16 protein-coding genes are annotated in these 18,386 nt (G+C 63.5%); all 16 read right to left on the bottom strand.

The annotated features are described in order from the left end of the window. Positions 1-8: 8 nt before the first annotated feature. Positions 9-284, bottom strand: a complete 276-nt coding sequence (locus QQ992_RS13635) for a peptidylprolyl isomerase (protein WP_016715601.1) — start codon at positions 282-284, stop codon at positions 9-11. 32 nt (positions 285-316) lie between these two features. After that, positions 317-2,275: an acetoacetate--CoA ligase gene (locus tag QQ992_RS13630; protein WP_286113873.1), complete on the bottom strand. Its 1,959-nt coding sequence runs from the start codon at positions 2,273-2,275 to the stop codon at positions 317-319. 166 nt (positions 2,276-2,441) lie between these two features. After that, positions 2,442-2,921, bottom strand: a complete 480-nt coding sequence (gene eco, locus QQ992_RS13625) for a serine protease inhibitor ecotin (RefSeq protein WP_286113871.1) — start codon at positions 2,919-2,921, stop codon at positions 2,442-2,444. 55 nt (positions 2,922-2,976) lie between these two features. Continuing rightward, on the bottom strand, positions 2,977-3,747 hold the full coding sequence (hbdH, locus tag QQ992_RS13620) for a 3-hydroxybutyrate dehydrogenase (RefSeq protein ID WP_286113869.1): 771 nt from the start codon (positions 3,745-3,747) through the stop codon (positions 2,977-2,979). 10 nt (positions 3,748-3,757) lie between these two features. Next, positions 3,758-5,149: a GntP family permease gene (locus QQ992_RS13615; protein ID WP_286113868.1), complete on the bottom strand. Its 1,392-nt coding sequence runs from the start codon at positions 5,147-5,149 to the stop codon at positions 3,758-3,760. A 211-nt stretch (positions 5,150-5,360) separates the two neighbouring features. Then, the gene (locus QQ992_RS13610; RefSeq protein ID WP_286113867.1) at positions 5,361-6,743 is read right to left on the bottom strand and encodes a sigma-54 interaction domain-containing protein; all 1,383 of its coding nucleotides are present in this window, start codon (positions 6,741-6,743) and stop codon (positions 5,361-5,363) included. Positions 6,744-6,783: 40 nt separating this feature from the next. Continuing rightward, positions 6,784-7,800, bottom strand: coding sequence for an ABC transporter permease (locus QQ992_RS13605; RefSeq protein WP_286113865.1), 1,017 nt, complete (start codon positions 7,798-7,800; stop codon positions 6,784-6,786). Continuing rightward, positions 7,800-8,858: a microcin C ABC transporter permease YejB gene (locus QQ992_RS13600; RefSeq protein WP_286113864.1), complete on the bottom strand. Its 1,059-nt coding sequence runs from the start codon at positions 8,856-8,858 to the stop codon at positions 7,800-7,802. Before QQ992_RS13600 ends, QQ992_RS13605 begins: the two co-directional genes overlap by 1 nt. After that, entirely contained in the window at positions 8,855-10,654 is a 1,800-nt protein-coding gene (locus QQ992_RS13595) for an extracellular solute-binding protein (RefSeq protein WP_286113937.1), read from the bottom strand. The genes QQ992_RS13600 and QQ992_RS13595 overlap by 4 nt, the downstream gene beginning before the upstream one ends. 139 nt (positions 10,655-10,793) lie before the next feature. Next, the gene (locus tag QQ992_RS13590) at positions 10,794-11,075 is read right to left on the bottom strand and encodes a peptidylprolyl isomerase (RefSeq protein ID WP_284353667.1); all 282 of its coding nucleotides are present in this window, start codon (positions 11,073-11,075) and stop codon (positions 10,794-10,796) included. Positions 11,076-11,154: 79 nt separating this feature from the next. Continuing rightward, positions 11,155-12,216: a 3-deoxy-7-phosphoheptulonate synthase gene (locus QQ992_RS13585; RefSeq protein ID WP_119370095.1), complete on the bottom strand. Its 1,062-nt coding sequence runs from the start codon at positions 12,214-12,216 to the stop codon at positions 11,155-11,157. A 575-nt stretch (positions 12,217-12,791) separates the two neighbouring features. Next, positions 12,792-13,124, bottom strand: a complete 333-nt coding sequence (locus tag QQ992_RS13580; RefSeq protein ID WP_286113862.1) for a hypothetical protein — start codon at positions 13,122-13,124, stop codon at positions 12,792-12,794. 110 nt (positions 13,125-13,234) lie between these two features. Further along, positions 13,235-14,533: an MFS transporter gene (locus QQ992_RS13575; RefSeq protein WP_016715588.1), complete on the bottom strand. Its 1,299-nt coding sequence runs from the start codon at positions 14,531-14,533 to the stop codon at positions 13,235-13,237. A 369-nt stretch (positions 14,534-14,902) separates the two neighbouring features. Beyond that, positions 14,903-15,496 (bottom strand): hypothetical protein, encoded by a 594-nt coding sequence (locus QQ992_RS13570; RefSeq protein WP_286113861.1) that lies wholly within the window; start codon positions 15,494-15,496, stop codon positions 14,903-14,905. A 92-nt stretch (positions 15,497-15,588) separates the two neighbouring features. Beyond that, positions 15,589-16,722, bottom strand: coding sequence for an HlyD family secretion protein (locus QQ992_RS13565; protein ID WP_286113860.1), 1,134 nt, complete (start codon positions 16,720-16,722; stop codon positions 15,589-15,591). After that, positions 16,719-18,368, bottom strand: coding sequence for an MFS transporter (locus QQ992_RS13560; protein WP_286113858.1), 1,650 nt, complete (start codon positions 18,366-18,368; stop codon positions 16,719-16,721). Before QQ992_RS13560 ends, QQ992_RS13565 begins: the two co-directional genes overlap by 4 nt. Positions 18,369-18,386 lie beyond the last annotated feature (18 nt).

The raw sequence follows: 18,386 nt of genomic DNA, 5'->3' as shown, positions 1-18,386 counted from the left end.
CGCTGCCATCAATCGCGGTAGAAGGTTTGCACCAGGTGGTAGCCGAACTTGCTCTTGATCGGCCCGTGCACCACGCGCAGCGGCTTTTTGAAGATTACCTGGTCAATGGCGCCGACCATCTGGCCCGGGCGGATTTCGCCCAGGTCGCCACCGCGTTTGCCTGATGGGCAAATGGAGAACTTTTTGGCCAGCACGTCGAAAGCCTCGCCGTTGGCGATGCGCTGCTTGAGCTTTTCGGCTTCGTCAGCGGTCTTGACCAGGATGTGGCGGGCTTGGGCTTTCATGGGGTACCTGTGCTTCGGGGAAAAGGGCGGCATTATGCCTGCTCGCGCAACTCCACGCGATCTCGAAACTGCTCCAGCGCTTGCGGGTTAGCAAGCGCGTCGGTGTTCTTCACCGGTAACCCATGCACCACGTTGCGGATCGCCAACTCTACAAGCTTGCCGCTGATGGTACGCGGTATGTCACTGACCTGGGCAATCACCGCCGGCACGTGGCGTGGGGTGGTGAATTGGCGTATCACCTGGCGAATGCGCTGACGCAGGGCTTCATCGAGCAGCAGGCCGTCTTGCAGGCGTACGAACAGCACCACGCGCACATCGCCTTTCCAGTCCTGGCCGATGGCCACGCTTTCCAGCACCTGTTCGACTTTCTCCACCTGGCGGTAGATCTCCGCCGTGCCAATGCGCACGCCGCCCGGGTTGAGCACGGCATCCGAGCGGCCGTGAATCACCAGGCCGCCATGGGTGCGCTGTTCGGCATAGTCGCCTTGGGCCCAAACTCCCGGGTACTGGCTGAAATAGGCGTCGTGATAGCGACTGCCGTCCGGGTCGTGCCAAAACCCCAACGGCATGCTGGGAAAGTTGCGGGTACACACCAGCTCGCCTTTTTCGTCCTGCACCGGCTGGCCGTGCTCATTCCACACTTCCACTGCCATGCCCAGGCCCTTGCACTGGATTTCGCCACGGCGCACTGGCAGGGTCGGGTTGCCCAGCACGAAGCACGAGACAATGTCGGTACCACCGGACATGGACGCCAGGCACAGGTCAGCCTTGATCTTGCTGTACACGTAGTCATAGCTGTGGGGTGACAGCGGCGAGCCGGTGGACAGCAGCAACCGCAGGCTGGCCAGGTTGTGGCTGGCTGCAGGCTCAAGGCCCGCCTGTTCCAGCGCTGCCAGGTACTTGGCGCTGGTCCCGAAGGCGTGGATGCCCTCGGCGTCGATCAGGTCCAGCAGCCGTTCGGGGCCAGGGTGGAACGGCGAGCCGTCGAACAGCACCAGCGTGGCGCCTATTGCCAGGCCGCTGGCCAGCCAGTTCCACATCATCCAGCCGCAGGTGGTGTAGTAGAACAACACGTCATCGGCTTTCAGGTCGTTGTGCAGGCCGTGTTCCTTGAGGTGCTGCAGCAACACGCCACCGGCGCGATGGACGATGCACTTGGGCACGCCGGTGGTGCCGCTGGAATAGAGAATGTACAGCGGGTGGTCAAACGGCAGCGGGGTGAAGCGCGGTTCGCCACCGGGCTGGTAGACGTCATCCCACAGGCTCACCCGGGCCGCGTGGAACTCGTCGGGGCGAGTGCCGCTGCGGGTATGAGGCACTACGATCAGCTGCTCCAGGCCGGGCAGCTGCTCGCACACCTGGTTGATCTTGGCCACCTGATCGATGTCTTTTCCAGCGTATTGATAGCCGGCACAGACGATCAGCAGTTTGGGCGCAATCTGGCCGAAACGGTCGATGATGCCATGCACGCCGAACTCGGGCGAAGAGGTCGACCAGATCGCGCCGAGGCTGGTGCAGGCAAGCATGGCCACCAGTGTTTGCCAGGTATTGGGCATCACGGCCGCCACACGGTCGCCTGCGACGATGCCTGCGGCCTTGAACGCCGTTTGCAACCCCGCTACGTGGGCGGCCAGCTGGGCGTGGGTGAACGCCTGGCGGTGGCCATCCTCGCGTATGGAAACGACGGCCGGGCGGTCATCGCGACGGCGCAGCAGGTGTTCGGCGAAGTTCAGGGTGGCGTTGGCGAACCACTGCGCTTCGGGCATTTGTGGCCCTTCACTCAGCACTTGGCTCGCCGGGGTGTGCCAGCGCACGTGGAAATAGTCGGCAAGGGTCTGCCAGAAGGCGGGCCGCTGTTCGATGCTCCAGCGGTGCAGCGCCTGGTAGTCGGTGAGTTGCAGGTTGTAGCGCAGGTTGACCCGTCGGCGGAAGGCATCCATCCGGCTGGCCTCGATCTGCGCCGTGGAGGGGCGCCAGAGTACATCGTTCATGCGGTTCCTCCCGTTACTGCCAACTGCGGGCTTGTCATCTGTGGGGCAGATGACGGAGGTCCCCTGTAGGAGCGGGTTTACCCGCGAAGAAGCTGGCGCGGTGCATGGCACCGGCGTTGCCGGTGTTCGCGGCTAAAGCCGCTCCTACAGTGACGGCGCAAGCTGTTTACTCTACTTTAGCCTTTTGCACGTCTTGCGATGCCGACCACACGCGGTAGCTCACTTCGACATCCTTGGGCACATACACCACCACTGGCAATTTGCTGTTGTAGCGCAGCAGGAAGCCGTCACCGACCACCGGCACGAAGGCCTCGGTCTTCTTGCCATCCGGGCAGGCCATCAGCGTGCTGGCCGGGCCGCTGACCTTGTCCAGGCGGTAGTAGTTGTAGCCCCAGCCTTCCAGGGTGCGTTCTTCCAGGCTGCCGCCCAGGCGTTGGCGATTGCAGTCCACCTGCAGCGTCTTGCCGGCGAGGATTTCCAATTTATAGGCCGACTCATCGGCCTGTGCCGGCAGGTGGATCACCTGCCGGGTGAAGCCTTTTTCTGCCTCGGGGTAGGGGGCGACGTCCTTCAGGCTGGCTGCCATCACAGGGGCTGCGGCAGCCAGGGTCAGGGCCAGAATCGCGGTCATCGGGGTAGGGCGCATAAGGCCTCCTTGCAAATAATCGAATGCGAGACCACCGCCAGGCCCAGGCCGCCCGTCACTGGGCCAACCAGCCACCATCGACGTTCCAGGCGGCGCCGCGAACCTGGCTTGCGGCCTCGCTGCACAAGAATAGTACCAGCTCACCCAGGTGTTCGGGGGTGACGAACGCCAGCGATGGTTGTTTCTCGGCCAGCAGATCATGCTGTGCTTGCAGCGGATCGCCACCGTTGGCAGCACGGTCGTCGATCTGCTTCTGCACCAGCGGGGTCAGCACCCAGCCTGGGCAGATGGCATTGCAGGTGACGTTGCTGGTGGCCGTTTCCAGCCCGACCACCTTGGTCAGGCCGACCACACCATGCTTGGCCGCCACATAGGCTGCCTTGCCAGTCGAACCGACCAGGCCATGTACCGAAGCGATGTTGACGATGCGCCCCCAGTTGCGCGCGCGCATGCCCGGCAGCGCCAGCCGCGTGCCATGGAACACGGCCGACAGGTTGAGGGCGATGATCTTGTCCCAGCTTTCCTGCGGGAACTGCTCCACCGGTGCTACATGCTGGATGCCGGCATTGTTGACCAGAATGTCGACACCACCGAATTGGCGTTCGGCCAGGGCGAACAACGCTTCAATCTGGGCCACGTCCGACAGGTCGGCCGGGTGGTGAACGGCCTTCACCCCGTGCCGGGTGATCTCGGCCAGCGCCGGTGCCGGGTCGCCAAAGCCGTTGAGCACGATATCGGCGCCCGCGCGGGCCAGCACCTGGGCGATGCCTAAGCCGATGCCGCTGGTGGAACCGGTGATGAGTGCAGTCTTGCCTTTGAGGGTCATGCATAGCTCCTTAGACGATGCCGGTGGCGTAGAACGTGGCGATGACCACGAACACCGCCAGGGTCTTGATCAGGGTAATACCGAAAATGTCCTTGTAGGCCTCGTGGTGGGTCAGGCCGGTCACCGCCAGCAAGGTGATCACCGCGCCGTTGTGTGGCAGGGTGTCCATGCCACCGCTGGCCATGGCGGCCACCCGGTGCAGGACTTCGAGCGGGATGTTGGCGGCATGGGCGGCGGCGATGAACGTGTCGCCCATGGCCGCCAGGGCGATGCTCATGCCGCCCGAAGCGGAGCCTGTGATGCCAGCGAGCAAGGTCACGGTGATGGCTTCGTTGACCAGCGGGTTGGGAATGCCACGCAGGGCATCGGCCAGCACCAGAAAGCCTGGCAGCGAGGCGATCACTGCACCAAAGCCATATTCAGAAGCGGTGTTCATGGCCGCCAGCAAGGCACCACCCACCGCGCTTTTGGTGCCTTCGGCCAGGCGCGTGCGGATGGCGCCAAAGGCACACACCAGCACCATCAGGATGCCCACCAGCAATGCTGCCTGCACTGCCCAGATGGCCGTGAGCTTGGCCACGTCGCTTTGCACTGGCGCGCTCATGCCGGGCAGTTGCAGGCTGTGGCTGGGGCCGTACCACTGCGGGATCCAGTGGGTGAACAGCAGGTTCATTACCCCCACGAGTATCAGCGGGGACAGGGCCAGCCAGGGGTTAGGCAGGGCCAGGTCGGCAGCGGTTTCCGGTTCGTTGCGCAAGTCGGTGCCATAGCCTTCACCCGCACGCTGGGCTTTGTTGCGTTGGCGCTGCAAGTAGGCCATGCCGGTAAAGAACACGAACAACGTGCCGATCAGGCCCAGCCATGGCGCCGCCCAGGCGGTGGTGTTGAAGAAGGTGCTGGGGATGATGTTCTGGATTTGCGGGGTGCCCGGCAGGGCGTCCATGGTGAACGAGAATGCACCCAAGGCGATGGTGGCCGGGATCAGGCGCTTGGGGATGTTGCTCTGGCGGAACATTTCGGCGGCGAACGGGTACACCGCGAACACCACCACGAACAGCGAAACACCGCCATAGGTGAGCAGGGCACAGACCAGCACAATGACCAGCATCGCCTGTCGGGTGCCGAGCAAGCGGATGGCAGCGGCGACGATCGACCGGGAGAAGCCGGACAGTTCGATCAGCTTGCCGAATACAGCGCCCAGCAGGAACACCGGGAAGTAGAGTTTGATGAAGCCCACCATTTTCTCCATGAACACCCCGGTGAACGCGGGGGCCACGGCAGAGGGGTCGGTGAGCAGGACGGCGCCGAGGGCGGCGATGGGGGCAAAGAGGATTACGCTGTAACCGCGATAGGCAGCCAGCATCAGCAGGGCCAGAGCGGCGAGGGCGATGAGCACGGTCATCGGGGTGGGTCTCCTGGGTGAGTCTTGTTTTTATCGGTGTGCAGGAGATAGCGGGAATCGTGCCAACATATAAGATATTGATTTATAAGTGTTTTTTGTTTGATCTGAAATATTTGTCTCTAATTAGAGATTTTTGTTTCGCTTTGCGCCCCGTCGAGGCACAAGGGCAAAGCCCTCGCGATAGTCTCAACATGGAAACTAGAGTCTCTAATCAGAGACCTAGTGCAACCATCTTCTTGTACAGGGTCGACCGTCCTAGCCCCAATGCCTGGGCAGCCTGCGGCACATTGCCCTCGCATTCTGCGAGTGCCTCACCAATCAGCTTGCGCTCGAATGCCTCGCAGGCCTCCCGGTATGTCTGTCGCACCGGCCCGCCCGCTACCGGGCTCAACGGCCCCAATGCCGCACGCAAGTCCGCCACCCCCAACCGTGGTTGATCCGCCAGCAATGTCGCGCGCTCCAGCACATTGCGCAGCTCGCGAATGTTCCCCGGCCATGCATGCCGGGCCAGCAGTTGTTGTGCATCAGCTTCCAGTTCGTAATGGCTGCCCAGTTCACCCAGTATGGTCTCGCACAGCGCTGGCAAATCCTCCAGACGCTCCCGCAGTGGCGGCACGTCGATCGGCAGCACATTCAGCCGGTAATACAGGTCGGCGCGAAACGCCCCACGGGCCATGGCCGCCTGCAGGTCGATGGAGGTAGCGGCAATGATGCGCACGTCGCTGCGCAGCATCTGGTTGGAGCCTACCGGCTCGTATTCCTTTTCCTGCAGCACGCGCAGCAGCTTGCTCTGCAGGGCTAGCGGCATGTCGCCGATCTCGTCGAGGAACAGCGTGCCGCCTTCGGCCAACTGCAGTTTGCCACTGCGGCCTTTGCGGTCGGCGCCGGTAAACGCACCCGGCGCGGTGCCGAAAAATTCGGCTTCCAGCAGCGTTTCAGGGATCGCTGCACTGTTGATGCTGACGAAGGCTTTGTGCGCCCGCGCCGACGCCGCGTGGATGGCATGGGCCAGTAGTTCTTTGCCCGTACCGGTTTCGCCCAGCAACAACACCGGCGAATCGCTGCCCGCACCGCGCCGGGCGCGGCGCTTGGCTTCCAGGCTGCCAGCACTGCTGCCCACGAACTGGGCGAAGCTGTACTTGGCTTGGCGGGCGCGCAGTTGCGAGCGGGTCGAGGCCAGTTCCTGCTGCATGCTGGCGTAGCGTTTAAGCAGTGGCGACAGGCTGCGCAGTTCGTCGAACAGGGCAAAGCCGATGGCACCGATCAGTGCGCCCTGGTCGTCGTGGATCGGCAGGCGCATCACCACCAGGGGCTCGTTCGGGGTGTCGAGCATGTCCAGCAGGATTGGCCGGCCATCGCTCACCACGTCGCGCATCAGGCTGCCCGGAATCACCGCCTCGCACGGCTGGCCGATGGCACTGGCGGCATCGGCCAGGCCAAAGCGCCGGGCGTAGCGTTCGTTCATCCAGACGATACGTGCATTGCGGTCAACGATGACCGTGCCTTCGCTGGACTGCTCGATGATCTCGAATAGCGAGTGAATTGCCAGTTGCCGTACCTGGGGGTAGTTCTTGAGGCTGTCGCTGTTGTGCATGGGGCAAATTCCGAATCATGTGAAGGCCGGGCCTGTAAACCTAACCTCTGGGGTCGAATGCTTCGCGCAAGGCGTCCCCGATAAACACCAGCAACGACAAGATCACCGCCAGCGCGAAAAACGCGGTAAAGCCCAGCCATGGCGCCTCCAGGTGTTGCTTGCCCTGGGTCACCAGCTCACCCAGCGAAGCACTCCCGGCCGGCATGCCAAACCCGAGGAAATCCAGTGCGGTCAGGGTAGTGATCGCCCCGGTCAGCATGAATGGCACGTAGGTCAGCGTGGCATTCATGGCATTGGGCAAAATATGCCGCAGCATCACCTGGCTGTCCGGCAGGCCCAACGCCCGGGCTGCCTTTACATACTCCAGGTTTCGCCCACGCAGAAACTCGGCGCGTACCACATCGACCAATGTCAGCCAGGAGAACAGCGCCATGATCCCCAGCAACCACCAGAAATCCGGTTCGACAAAGCCGCTGAGGATGATCAGCAGGTACAGCACCGGCAAGCCTGACCACACTTCCAGCAGGCGCTGGCCGAGCAGGTCGACCCAACCGCCGTGGTAGCCCTGCAACGCGCCGGCTATCACGCCAATGAGCACGCTGACGACGGTCAGGGCAAAAGCGAACAGCAGCGATACCCGCGTGCCGTACAGTACCCGCGCCAGCACATCGCGCCCTTGATCGTCGGTGCCCAGCCAGTTGCTTGCACTTGGCGGGCTGGGGGTGGGTACTTGCAGGTCGTAGTTGGGGGTGTCGGCGCTGAACGGGATGGGCGCGAACAGCATCCAGCCGCCTTGTTCCGCGATCAGTTGGCGCACATACGCACTGCGGTAATCGGGCTGGAACGGCAACTGGCCACCAAACTGCTGCTCGGTGTAGCGTTTGAGTGCCGGCACGTACAGCTCGCCCTTGTAGCCCAGCAGCAGTGGCTTGTCGTTGGCCACCAGCTCTGCCGCTATGCTCAGCAGCAGAAGGCCGGCGAATAACCACAGCGAGACCCAGCCCAGGCGATTACGGCGAAACCGTTGCAGGCGACGGCGCGAGACGGGTGACAGCATCAGTGCGCCCTCGTGTCGAAGTCGATGCGCGGGTCCAGCAGGGTGTACGACAGGTCGCCGATCAGGCGAATCAGCAGGCCTGCCAGGGTGAAGATGAACAGCGTGCCAAACACCACCGGGTAATCCCGCGACACGGCGGCCTCGTAGCTCATGCGGCCCAGGCCATCGAGCGAGAAGATCACTTCGATCAGCAACGAGCCGGCGAAGAATACGGTGATCAGCGCCTGCGGCAGCCCGGCCACCACCAGCAGCATGGCATTGCGCAGTACATGGCCATACAGCACCCGGCGTTCACTCAGGCCTTTGGCCCGGGCGGTGACCACGTATTGGCGGGAAATTTCGTCGAGGAAGGCGTTCTTGGTCAGCAACGTGAGGGTAGCGAAACCGCCAATCACCAAGGCGCCGATTGGCAGCACCAGGTGCCAGAAGTAGTCGGCCACCTTGCCCAGCAGGCTGAGCTCGTCGAAGTTGTCCGAAACCAGGCCGCGCACCGGGAACCAGTTGAGCGAGGTACCACCGGCGAACAGCACGATCAGCAGCAGGGCGAACAGGAACGAGGGCAGGGCATAGCCGACCACGATCAGCGCGCTGCTCCAGGCATCGAAGCGGCTGCCGTGGCGCACCGCCTTGCGTATGCCCAGCGGGATCGACACCAGGTAGGTGATCAGCGTGGCCCAGAAACCCAGCGACAGGGTCACCGGTAACTTGTCCAGGATCAGGTCTGTGACCTTGGCACCGCGGAAGAAACTGTTGCCGAAGTCCAGCCGGGCATACTGGCCCAGCATCAGCCACAAGCGCTCGGGGGCGGACTTGTCGAAACCGTACTGGCGCTTGATCTCCTCGATCAGTTTCGGGTCCAGGCCTCGTGTGGCACGGGACTCACCGTGCACCACTTCGGCCCGCGCGCCGGGTGCGCCGCCGCCAAGGCCTTGCAGGCGCGCCACGGCCTGTTCTACCGGGCCACCCGGCGCAGCCTGGACGATGGCGAAGTTGACCAGCAGGATCGCCAGCAGGGTCGGGATGATCAACAACAGACGGCGCAGGATGTAGGTGGTCATGGCAAGGCCTTCTGGCGTTCAGCCATTTGCGCGTTGGTCAGCGGGGTGGGGCTGATTTCCCACCAGGTGTCCAGGCCTTCGTCATAGGCTGCCTGGACCTTGGGCAGGCCAAAGCGGTTCCACCAGGCGGTGGAGCTACCTGGCGGGTAGTAGTTGGGGATCCAGTAGTAGTTCCATTGCAGCACCCGGTCCAGGGCGCGGGCGTGCTGCAGCATGTCGGCCTGGGAGTCGGCACGCACCAGGCCGTCGATCAGGCGGTCCACGGCCGGGTCTTGCAGCACCATCAGGTTGTTCGAGCCGGGGTCGTGGGCGGCTGCCGAGCCAAAGTAGTTGTACAACTCGGCACCCGGCGACAGGGTAACCGGGTAGCCGGTGACGATCATGTCGTAGTCGCGCGCCATCAGCCGGTTGACGTACTGGGCAGCGTCGACATTGCGGATGTTCAGGGTGACGCCGATCTGGGCCAGGTTGCGCTTCCACGGCAGCAGCAGGCGCTCCAGGCCCGACTGGCCGTTGAGGAAGGTGAATGCCAGCGGTGTGCCGTCGCTGTTCACCAGGCGGTCACCGACGGGGTGCCAACCGGCTTGTTCAAGCAGGGCCAGGGCCTGCAACTGTTGTTTGCGGATGATTCCGGACCCGTCGGTGACCGGGGCGCTGAACACGGTGGTGAAAACTTCGCCCGGCACGTTGCCGCGCAACGGCTCGAGCAGCTTCAGCTCGCCGGCATCCGGCAGCGTGCGGGCCGCCAGCGGGGTGTTGGAAAACACGCTTTGTTGGCGGATGTACATATTGCGCATCATCTGCCGGTTGCTCCACTCGTAGTCCCACAACATGCCCAGCGCCTGGCGCACCCGGCGGTCCTTGAACTGCGGCTGGTCGAGGTTGAACACGAAACCTTGGGCCACTTGCGGTTTTGCCGGGCCAAGGTGGGCGCGTTGCAGGCGACCATCCTCCAGTTGCGCGCCGTTGTAGCCCAGGGTGTAAGCGGTGGCGGAGAACTCACGGTTGTAGTCGTAACCCCCGCCTTTGAGCACCTGCCGGGCCACCTCGGTATCGCCGAAGTACTCGATGCGCAGCTTGTCGAAATTGTAGCGGCCACGGCTGGCGGGCAGGTCGCGCGCCCACCAGGTGGGGTCGCGTTCGAAGGTGATGCTGCGGCCGTTGTCGATACGCCCGATGCGGTACGGGCCGCTGCCGACTGGCTTGTCAAAACCGGCACCGTTGGCGAAGTCGCGTTGCTGCCAGTCGTGTTCGGGCAGTACCGGCAGGCTGGCGAGGTCCAGCGCCAGGGTGCGGCCGTGCCCGGGCTTGAAGTCGAAGCGCACGCTGTGCGGGTTTTCCACGGTCACGCCAGTGACGTCGGCGAACTGGGTGCGGTACTTGAGGCTGCCTTTGTTCATCAACAGCTCGAAGGTGAAACGTACGTCTTTGGCACGCACCGGTTTGCCATCGGCGAAGGTGGCACGCGGGTCGATATTGAAACGTAGCCAGGCATTGTCGGGGCCGCGCTCCATGCTGTGGGCGATCAGGCCATAGACGGTATAGGATTCATCGAACGAGCGCACGGCCAGTGGCGCATACAACAGGCCATCGACTTCGCTGACGCCAATGCCTTTGTCGATGTACGGCAGGATGTGGTCGAACTGGCCGATCTCGATGGCCGAGCGGCGCAGGATGCCGCCCTTGGGGGCGTTGGGGTTGACGTAGTCGAAGTGCTGGAAGCTGGCGTTGTAGCGGGGAGCCTCACCGTAGACGGTGAGTGCGTGGGTGGGGGCGGCTTGGGCATTGAAAGCCAGACAAAGCAATAACAGGCCCCACAAACCCTGTGGGAGCGGGCGTGCCCGCGAATGCGGCGGCCCAGGCAACGAGGTTGTCTGGTCTGGCCTATTCGCGGGCAAGCCCGCTCCCACACGGACTTTCATCGGCTGCGAGGACTTAGTCCTGGCGGCTGGTCACTTCCAGCAGGTGGTAGCCGAACTGGGTTTTCACCGGGCCTTGCACGGTGTTGACCGGGGCGCTGAACACCACGGTGTCGAATTCCTTGACCATCTGGCCTGGGCCGAACGAGCCCAGGTCACCGCCCTGGCGGCTGGACGGGCAGGTGGAGTTGGCTTTGGCGATTTCAGCGAAGTCGGCGCCTGCTTCGATCTGGGCTTTGAGTTCGTTGCACTTGTCGATGCTGGCGACCAGGATGTGGCGGGCGGTTGCACGGGCCATGGGTACTGCTCCTTGGGGTAAAAAGGCAAGCCTAGCGCACTTGCTTGGGGTATGTCTCGCCAGGCTTGCAAGCTTCGCCTTACAGTTTTTGTGCCGCTTCGCGCAACAGGGTTTCGGTCGAGGCCCAGCCCAGGCAGCCGTCGGTGATCGACACGCCGTACTTCAGTGCGCCCTTGCCCAGCGCCTGACAGCCATCGAACAGGTGCCCCTCGATCATCACGCCGATGATCGAGCGATCGCCGGCCAGGCGCTGCTCCAGCACATCGTTGAACACCGCTGGCTGGCGAGCCGGGTCCTTGCCGCTGTTGGCGTGGCTGCAATCGACCATGATGCTTGCGTGCAATCCAACCTTGGCCAGTGCCTGACGGGCCATGGCGATGCTGTTGGCATCGTAGTTGGGGCCTTTGTGGCCACCGCGCAGTACCAGGTGCGTGTCCGGGTTGCCCAGGGTTTCGATGATCGCCGGGTGGCCCTGCGCATCCATGCCGAAGTGGCGGTGCGGGTGGGCGGCGCTGCGCATGGCATCGCTGGCGATGGCGATGCCGCCGTCGGTGCCGTTCTTGAAGCCGACTGGCAGCTCCAGGCCGCTGACCATCTCCCGGTGAATCTGCGATTCGGTGGTGCGTGCGCCAATTGCGGCCCAGGCCAGCAGGTCGTCGAAGTAGCCGGCGGCCATCGGTTGCAGCAGCTCGGTGGCGATCGGCAGGCCGCGTTCGATCATGCTCAGCATCAACCCACGGGACAACGCGATGCCCGAGTGCATGTCGTCACTGCCATCGAGGTGCGGGTCGTAGGCGAGGCCTTTCCAGCCCACGGTAGTGCGCGGTTTTTCGACGTAGGCGCGCATCACCAGCAGCAGCTTGTCGCTGACTTCACGGCTGAGAGCGGCCAGGCGGTCGGCGTATTCCAGGGCTGAGCGAGGGTCGTGGATCGAGCAGGGGCCAACGATCACCAACAGGCGCGGATCGCGGCCTTCGAGGATGTCGCGGATGGCCTGGCGGTGGGCATGGACTTGCTGGGTGAGTTCGCTGGACAGCGGCATTTGCTGCTTGAGCAGGTGCGGGCTGGGCAGGCGCTTGCTGACGGTGGTGTTGGCCGCTTGCGGCTGGGTCAGGGGCAGGGCGAGGCTGGAAGCTTGCATGGCGTTTTTCCCTGGGCGGACGGCGGGTTCTGGCCCGCGTGGTCGGCCCTATCGAGGTGTTCGACAGATCGTTGAATTCGTATTGGCTGCTGCATTGCCACCTGTGGAAGACCGGTCGGAGGCGGCAGGCTGGCCCGAACGGGATTGGCTAAATCGCCAGGCAGAGGTGTTTGCGTAGTAATAAGTGGCGTAGTTCATGAATCTGTCCTCAATGTGAATCGGTGATGTTCAAAGGCCTGAAAAGCAAAACCCCCGGTCGGGGAGCCGACCGGGGGTTTGAGTATTCTCATGTTCGGCGGCCCCTCGAAGGTGGGCGCCGTGTGGGTATCGGCGCCTAGTGGCTAAACCAATACCCAAAGTAATAGCTGGCAGGTGCCACGCAGCCGGCAACGGCCAGCACAGGGCACAGGGTGCGACCGGTGTGGTTGGCGTGTTGGCGGGTGTGTTTCGGCATGTTGCTCTCCAGTGAATGAGCCCGAGCTTACTTCAGTTCGGCCGGGCCATTCAATGGATAAATGCTATCGGGTTGATCATTTGTTTTTGTACTGGTTGGTTCAATGAACATAACGCCCGACTTAGTGGCTGTCTTGGTCCTCTGCAGTGCCTCCGGTGTGCCCCGCACCGGAGCCGGTAGCCTCGCCGGTGCTGTTGGAGCCACCGCTGGCGCCGTCGGCGGCATCGGTGTTGCTGCCGGTGTCGCTGCTGTCGTTGCTTTTACCACTGCCAGGGCTGTTGACGCTGCTGCCCTCACCAGCCGTCTTGCCGCCAGATTGATCGGTTTGTGGGCGACTGTCGGTGTTGGTGTCGGTGTTGGTGTGTGTATCGGTGTTGGTGGCAGCGAAGGCGGTGCCGGTGAGGCCGGTCAGGGCCAGCGCGAGGTACAGGGAGAGCGGACGAATGCGGATCATGGAAAGTCTCCTTTGCGGATGATCTGTCATTCGTTTGGCCAAGTGCGGGGAGCGGGGTGCGCTTTGGGCGACGAGCGGTAACTTCAGGGGCCGCAAAGCGGCCCCTGGGATCAATGAGATTCTGAACGCTGTGCTGGCGCCGGGTTTTCTACCGGCTCCAGCGGCGGATGCTCTTGGGCGGCGTGCATCAGGTCTTCGGTCACGCGCAGCTCGGCGCCGGTTGGCGAGAAGGTGGTCGAAGCCGTAAACGGTGCCGGGTGCTCCGCCGCCGGACGTTTGCCACGGCGCCACATGAAGAAGCACACCATGCCCAGGTTGACCACGGCAAAGGCCCAGAACAGGCCGGCCTCGCCAAACTCGGTCATCATCGGCGACATGGCGACCGGCGCCATGGCAGAGCCCAGCGAGTTGATCAGCAGCAGGCCCTGAATCATCGGTACCAGCGCATCGGACGGTGCCCGGTCGGCGGCATGGCTGACCGCCACCGGGTACAGGGTGAACACGCCGCCACCCAGCAGGAACAGCATGGCTGGCAGCAGGAACGAGTCCGACGGCAGGAACACCGTGACCAGCGACAGCACCACACACAGTGCGGCCAGGGCGATCAGCACATCCTGGCGGTCCTTGCGGTCGGACCAGCGCCCGACCGGGTACTGCAGCAGCATGGCGCCGAGGATCACCCAAGCCATCATGTTGCCGACCTCGCCCACCTCCAGGCCGATGCGTTGCAGGTACAGCGGCAGCAGGGAATAGATCCCGGCAATGGCCACACCCGAACCGAAGCAGCCCACCAGGCCCGACGGTGCCACACCCAGCAGCTGGCGGGGTTTGAGCGGTTCGACCTGGTCAAGCAGGGGCGATACCCGCGGCAAGATCACGATGGGCAGCACCGACAGTGCAGCCAGCACGCCAGCCAGCATGAAGGGGGCGGTGTCACCCAGCTGGGTGATTTCGCCAAGGCCGGCCTGGGCGATTACCCCGGCGCCGTAGAAGGCGATCATGTACAGCGCAAGCAGGCGGCCGCGAATCTTGGCGTCGCCGGCCAGCAGCAGCCAGCTTTCGATCACCAGGAACACGCCGACCGCCGCCCATCCGTTGATCAGGCGCAGCACAGACCACCAGGTGACGTCGTAGAACAACCCTTGCAGCAGGATGGTCGCGGCGATCAGCGAAGCGAAGCTGGTGTAGGCGCGGATATGGCCGATGCGCAAGATCAGCCGGTCGTTGAAGATTGCACCCAGGGTCAGGCCGATGAAGTAGGTCGACGAGACAATACCGATGGTGGTGGCTGATTCACCGGCAGCGCCCAGGCGCAGGGTGGTCAGGGAAGACATGAAGCCGTTGCCCAGGGCAATGATGAACAACCCGAGCAGGGGCGCCAGCGCCATGGCCAGCAAACGCGGAGACATACGTACCTCTAGTTGGATGAGCGGAATGAGCGCCTTCTCGGACGCGCACACCGGCCCGACCCGGCAAGGGGCGAGTGGCTACACGGATGCGACCTGGGCAAGACTCAACCGCTGGGCCCTTTGGGAAATGGGCCGTGCGGGGAGGGTTGAGCCTATTTCACATGTGCGTTCATGTGTTCAGGCACGGACTCTGTCATTGCTGCCGGTTGCCACCGTTCAAGGCGACGGGCGAAAAGGAGGCGCGATTCTACGGGCTTGCGCGGTTTTGCCCAAGGGGCATTGGCGTGCGACGAGACGCCGCAGTCTGTGGGCGACATGAATGTGTCTGTGGCAGACAAGCCAGTGCTGCAGGGCAAACCCGGTAATCCACTACCGGTCCCGCAGTTGCCATCCTTGATGGGTCAGCACCATGGCCCGGGTATCTTTGAGCGGCGCATCATGACTGGCCACAGCTTTGCCCAGTTCGGCAATGCTGGCTTTGACCTGTTCATCAGCGGCCCATGCCGGTAGCCCGGTAATCGTGTAGGCATAGGTCACATTCGATGTCTTCTGTCCCGTCGCTTCGCTTGGCGCGCTGAACTGTTCGACCGCTGTTACCTGCGCCTTGCCAAAGCACAGGCCGTGGTCCGCTTTGTAATACTTGCGGCCTTCGTCGGTAAGCGCGTAGGCATAGTAGATGTCCGTACGTGCCGGTTGCCACAGCCGGGCAGGCACCTCGGTGCGCGAGATTTCCTTCTCACTGACCACGCCCACCTTGGCCAAGGCATGCAGCGCCTTGTTGGTGCCGTGCAGGTCGAAGTCCCGGGTCTTGGTGGGGAATGAGCTGATGACGAAGCAGTGCGGATACTGGGTGTCGAGGTAGGCCTGGGCGGCTTTCTTGAAACTGGCCTCGGAGGTGTCGTTGCTGTCGGAGCAACCTGTCAGGGTTGCCAGCAGCGCCAGCGGCATGATCTTCCTGTACATGGTGAAACTTCCTTGAATGGCGAAGATAAAACCGATGGCTGAAGATTAGAACCCACGGGTTAGAGCGGCGCAATCGTGGCAAGACGGCATCGCTATGGCTCACCTCGGGTATCGATACTGACGACCACCGACATGCCTGGGCGCAGTCGCCTGGCTTCGTCCTGGCCGGCATCCACAGTAATGCGCACCGGAATCCTCTGGGCAATCTTGACGAAGTTGCCGGTGGCATTGTCTGCCTGCAGCAGGGCGAACTCCGAGCCGGTGGCTGGCGATATCTGCTGCACGTGCCCCTGCAACTTCAGGTGGTTCAGGGCATCCACGGTGAACGTCACCGGCTGGCCGATGCGTACATTGGCCATCTGGGTTTCCTTCATGTTGGCGATGACCCACAAGGTGTCGGGCACCAGAGCCATTAACTGCGCGCCAGAATTCACATAAGCCCCCAGGCGTGTGCCGATTTGCCCCAGCTGGCCGTCGCGCGGGGCGGTGACGCGGGTATTGTCGAGGTCGATGCGCGCCAGTTCCACGGCCGCTTTGGCATTCTCCACCGATGCTTCCAGCGCTGCCCGGTTGACCACCACCGTTTCACGGTCCTGGCGGGCGATTTCCAACGCTGCCTTGGCCTGGGCCAGGCTGGCGACCGCTGCCGCTTCGCTGGCGCGGGCCAGGTCCAGGTCGCGGCGCGACACCGAGCCGTCGTCGACCAGCGCCTGGTTGCGGCTCAGGTCGGCTTTGGCCTTGGTCGCCTGGGCCATTGCATCGCCGATGGCCGCCTGGCGCTGGGCGATGGTGGCTTCGGCACTGTTGCGCTGCTGCAGGTTGTTGGCCAGGGCTGCCTGTTGTTGCTGCAGTTGGGCGATGGCCTGGGCCAGGCGCTGTTTGTAGATGCGGTCGTCCAGTTGCACCAAGAGGTCACCGGCCTTGACGAACTGGAAGTCGTGCACCGGCACGTCGACAATGTAGCCACTGAGTTGGGGGCCGATGATGGTCACCTGGCCGCGTACCAGCGCATTTTCGGTACTTTCGATGGCGCTGCTGAACGGTGGCAGGCGCCAGGCATACAGCACCAGCAGGATGCCGGCCAGGGCCACGCAGGCGAAACTGATTGACGAGAGGATGCGGACCCGCCGCGAACGTACCGGGCTGGTCGGCTCGCTGGGTGGTGTGGCACCTTCCGGGGTTTCGGCGATGGCAGTGGTGGTCGTGGTGCGGGTGTCGTCGGTCATCGGTTGGGCGCGCCGGGGGTGGAGTCGGTGAGGGTGGCCTGGCGTTTTGCGTACCAGAGCCAGGTGCTACGGATGCAGATCCAGACCATTGTCAGGACAGCGATACTGCCAATCAGCACGAACACGTCGTTGTAGGCCATGATGTTCGCCTCGCGGGTGACGGCGCTGGCCAGCAGGCGCATGCCGGCTTCGCTACGCAGGGCCGGGTCGGCGATGATGCCGCCGTAACCGCCGCCGCCGCTCTGCACACGCGCATTGACCAAGGGTTCGAGGTAGCTGAGGCGGTCCATCAGGTGGCTGGAATGGAATTTTTCCCGCCAGGTCTGGAAGGTACCCAGCAGCGCCGCGCCAATCAGGCCGCCGAGGTTGTTGCAGATGCCGAACAGTACCGAAAAGCTCACCAGGTTGCGTGGGTTGGCGCGCACATGGCTGATGCCCAAGGCCATCGACGGGCCAAGGAAGAACGTGCTGCCAAAGGCCAGCAGAAACTGGCTGAAGTACATTTGTGCCGGGCGCGTGAGGTTGCTGGAGCTGCTGTCCATGAAGGCGCCGGCAGCCATGGCCAGCAACGAGACGAACAGCGGAATCACCAGGTGGTTGGGGTTGATGGTGAGGGCGCTGCTGGCCAGGCCAGCCACGGCACCCAGCAGCATGATCCAGTACAGCGTGCGCATTTGCTCGCTGCCCATGTTCAGCGCCTGCAAAAAGCCGACTGCGCCCGTGGACTGTTCGGACGTGACCATGCGGATCAACACCACGCACAGCGCCAGGCGAATGACTGCACCGCTGCCCAGCCAATGGGTCATCAACAACGGGTTCTGCCGGTTGTGCTCGATGGCCAGGCCGCTGAAGAGCAGGCCGATCGAGGCCGCCAGCGCCACGCCGATCCATGGCGCCTCCAGCCACCAGTCGATACGCCCCAGCGACAGCACGGCGCAAAGCAGCGCTGTGCCACTGGCGATCAGGGTGAAGGTCAGGAAGTCCAGGGGCTCGAAGGTCTTGAAGCGGTCACCGGGTGGCAACTTGAGCATCAACACGCAACCCAGCGCGGCCAGCGCCAGGCCCAGCTCGAACAGGTACAGGCCACGCCATTCGGCGATTTGCAGCAGGTCTTCGGAAAAGATGCGTGCCAGCGGCAGTGCCAGCTGCGAGGCGCCCAGGCCCAGCACCATTGCCTTGAGCCGCCATTGCGCCGGGAACGCCTGGATCATGTAATACAGCCCCAGCGAGCTGAGCGCGGCGCCGACCATGCCGTGGGCCGCGCGTACTGCGATGGCCGAGTTGAGGTCGTTGACCAGCAGGTGGGCGAAGGTGACCAGGGCGTACAGCACCAGGAACACCTCGGTGAAGGCACGCAGGCCGAATTGTTGGCGAAACTTCACCAGCAGCAGGTTGATGGACACGTTGGTCATGACGTAGGCGGCAGGCAGCCAGGCCATTTCTGCCGTGGTCGCGCCCAAAGCGCCTTGCAGGAACACCAGGTTGGCGGTGACCAACGCGTTGCCAAGGCCACCGGTGATTGCGACCAGCAGGCCGACCACGCCGTAGGCCAGGCGCTTGGCAGGTGAATGCAAGGGCGTGGAGGGGGAGCCCGGCAGGCTGGGTTTCTCGTGGGGGAGCCATTGGCGAGGGGCGTACTTGTCCATGGGCAGACTGTACTTGAG

Origin of the sequence: Pseudomonas kurunegalensis (assembly GCF_030291635.1) — a bacterium.
Lineage (GTDB): Bacteria > Pseudomonadota > Gammaproteobacteria > Pseudomonadales > Pseudomonadaceae > Aquipseudomonas > Aquipseudomonas monteilii.
Note: the sequence above shows the minus strand (reverse complement) of the source record. Positions and strands in the feature narration are given on the sequence as shown.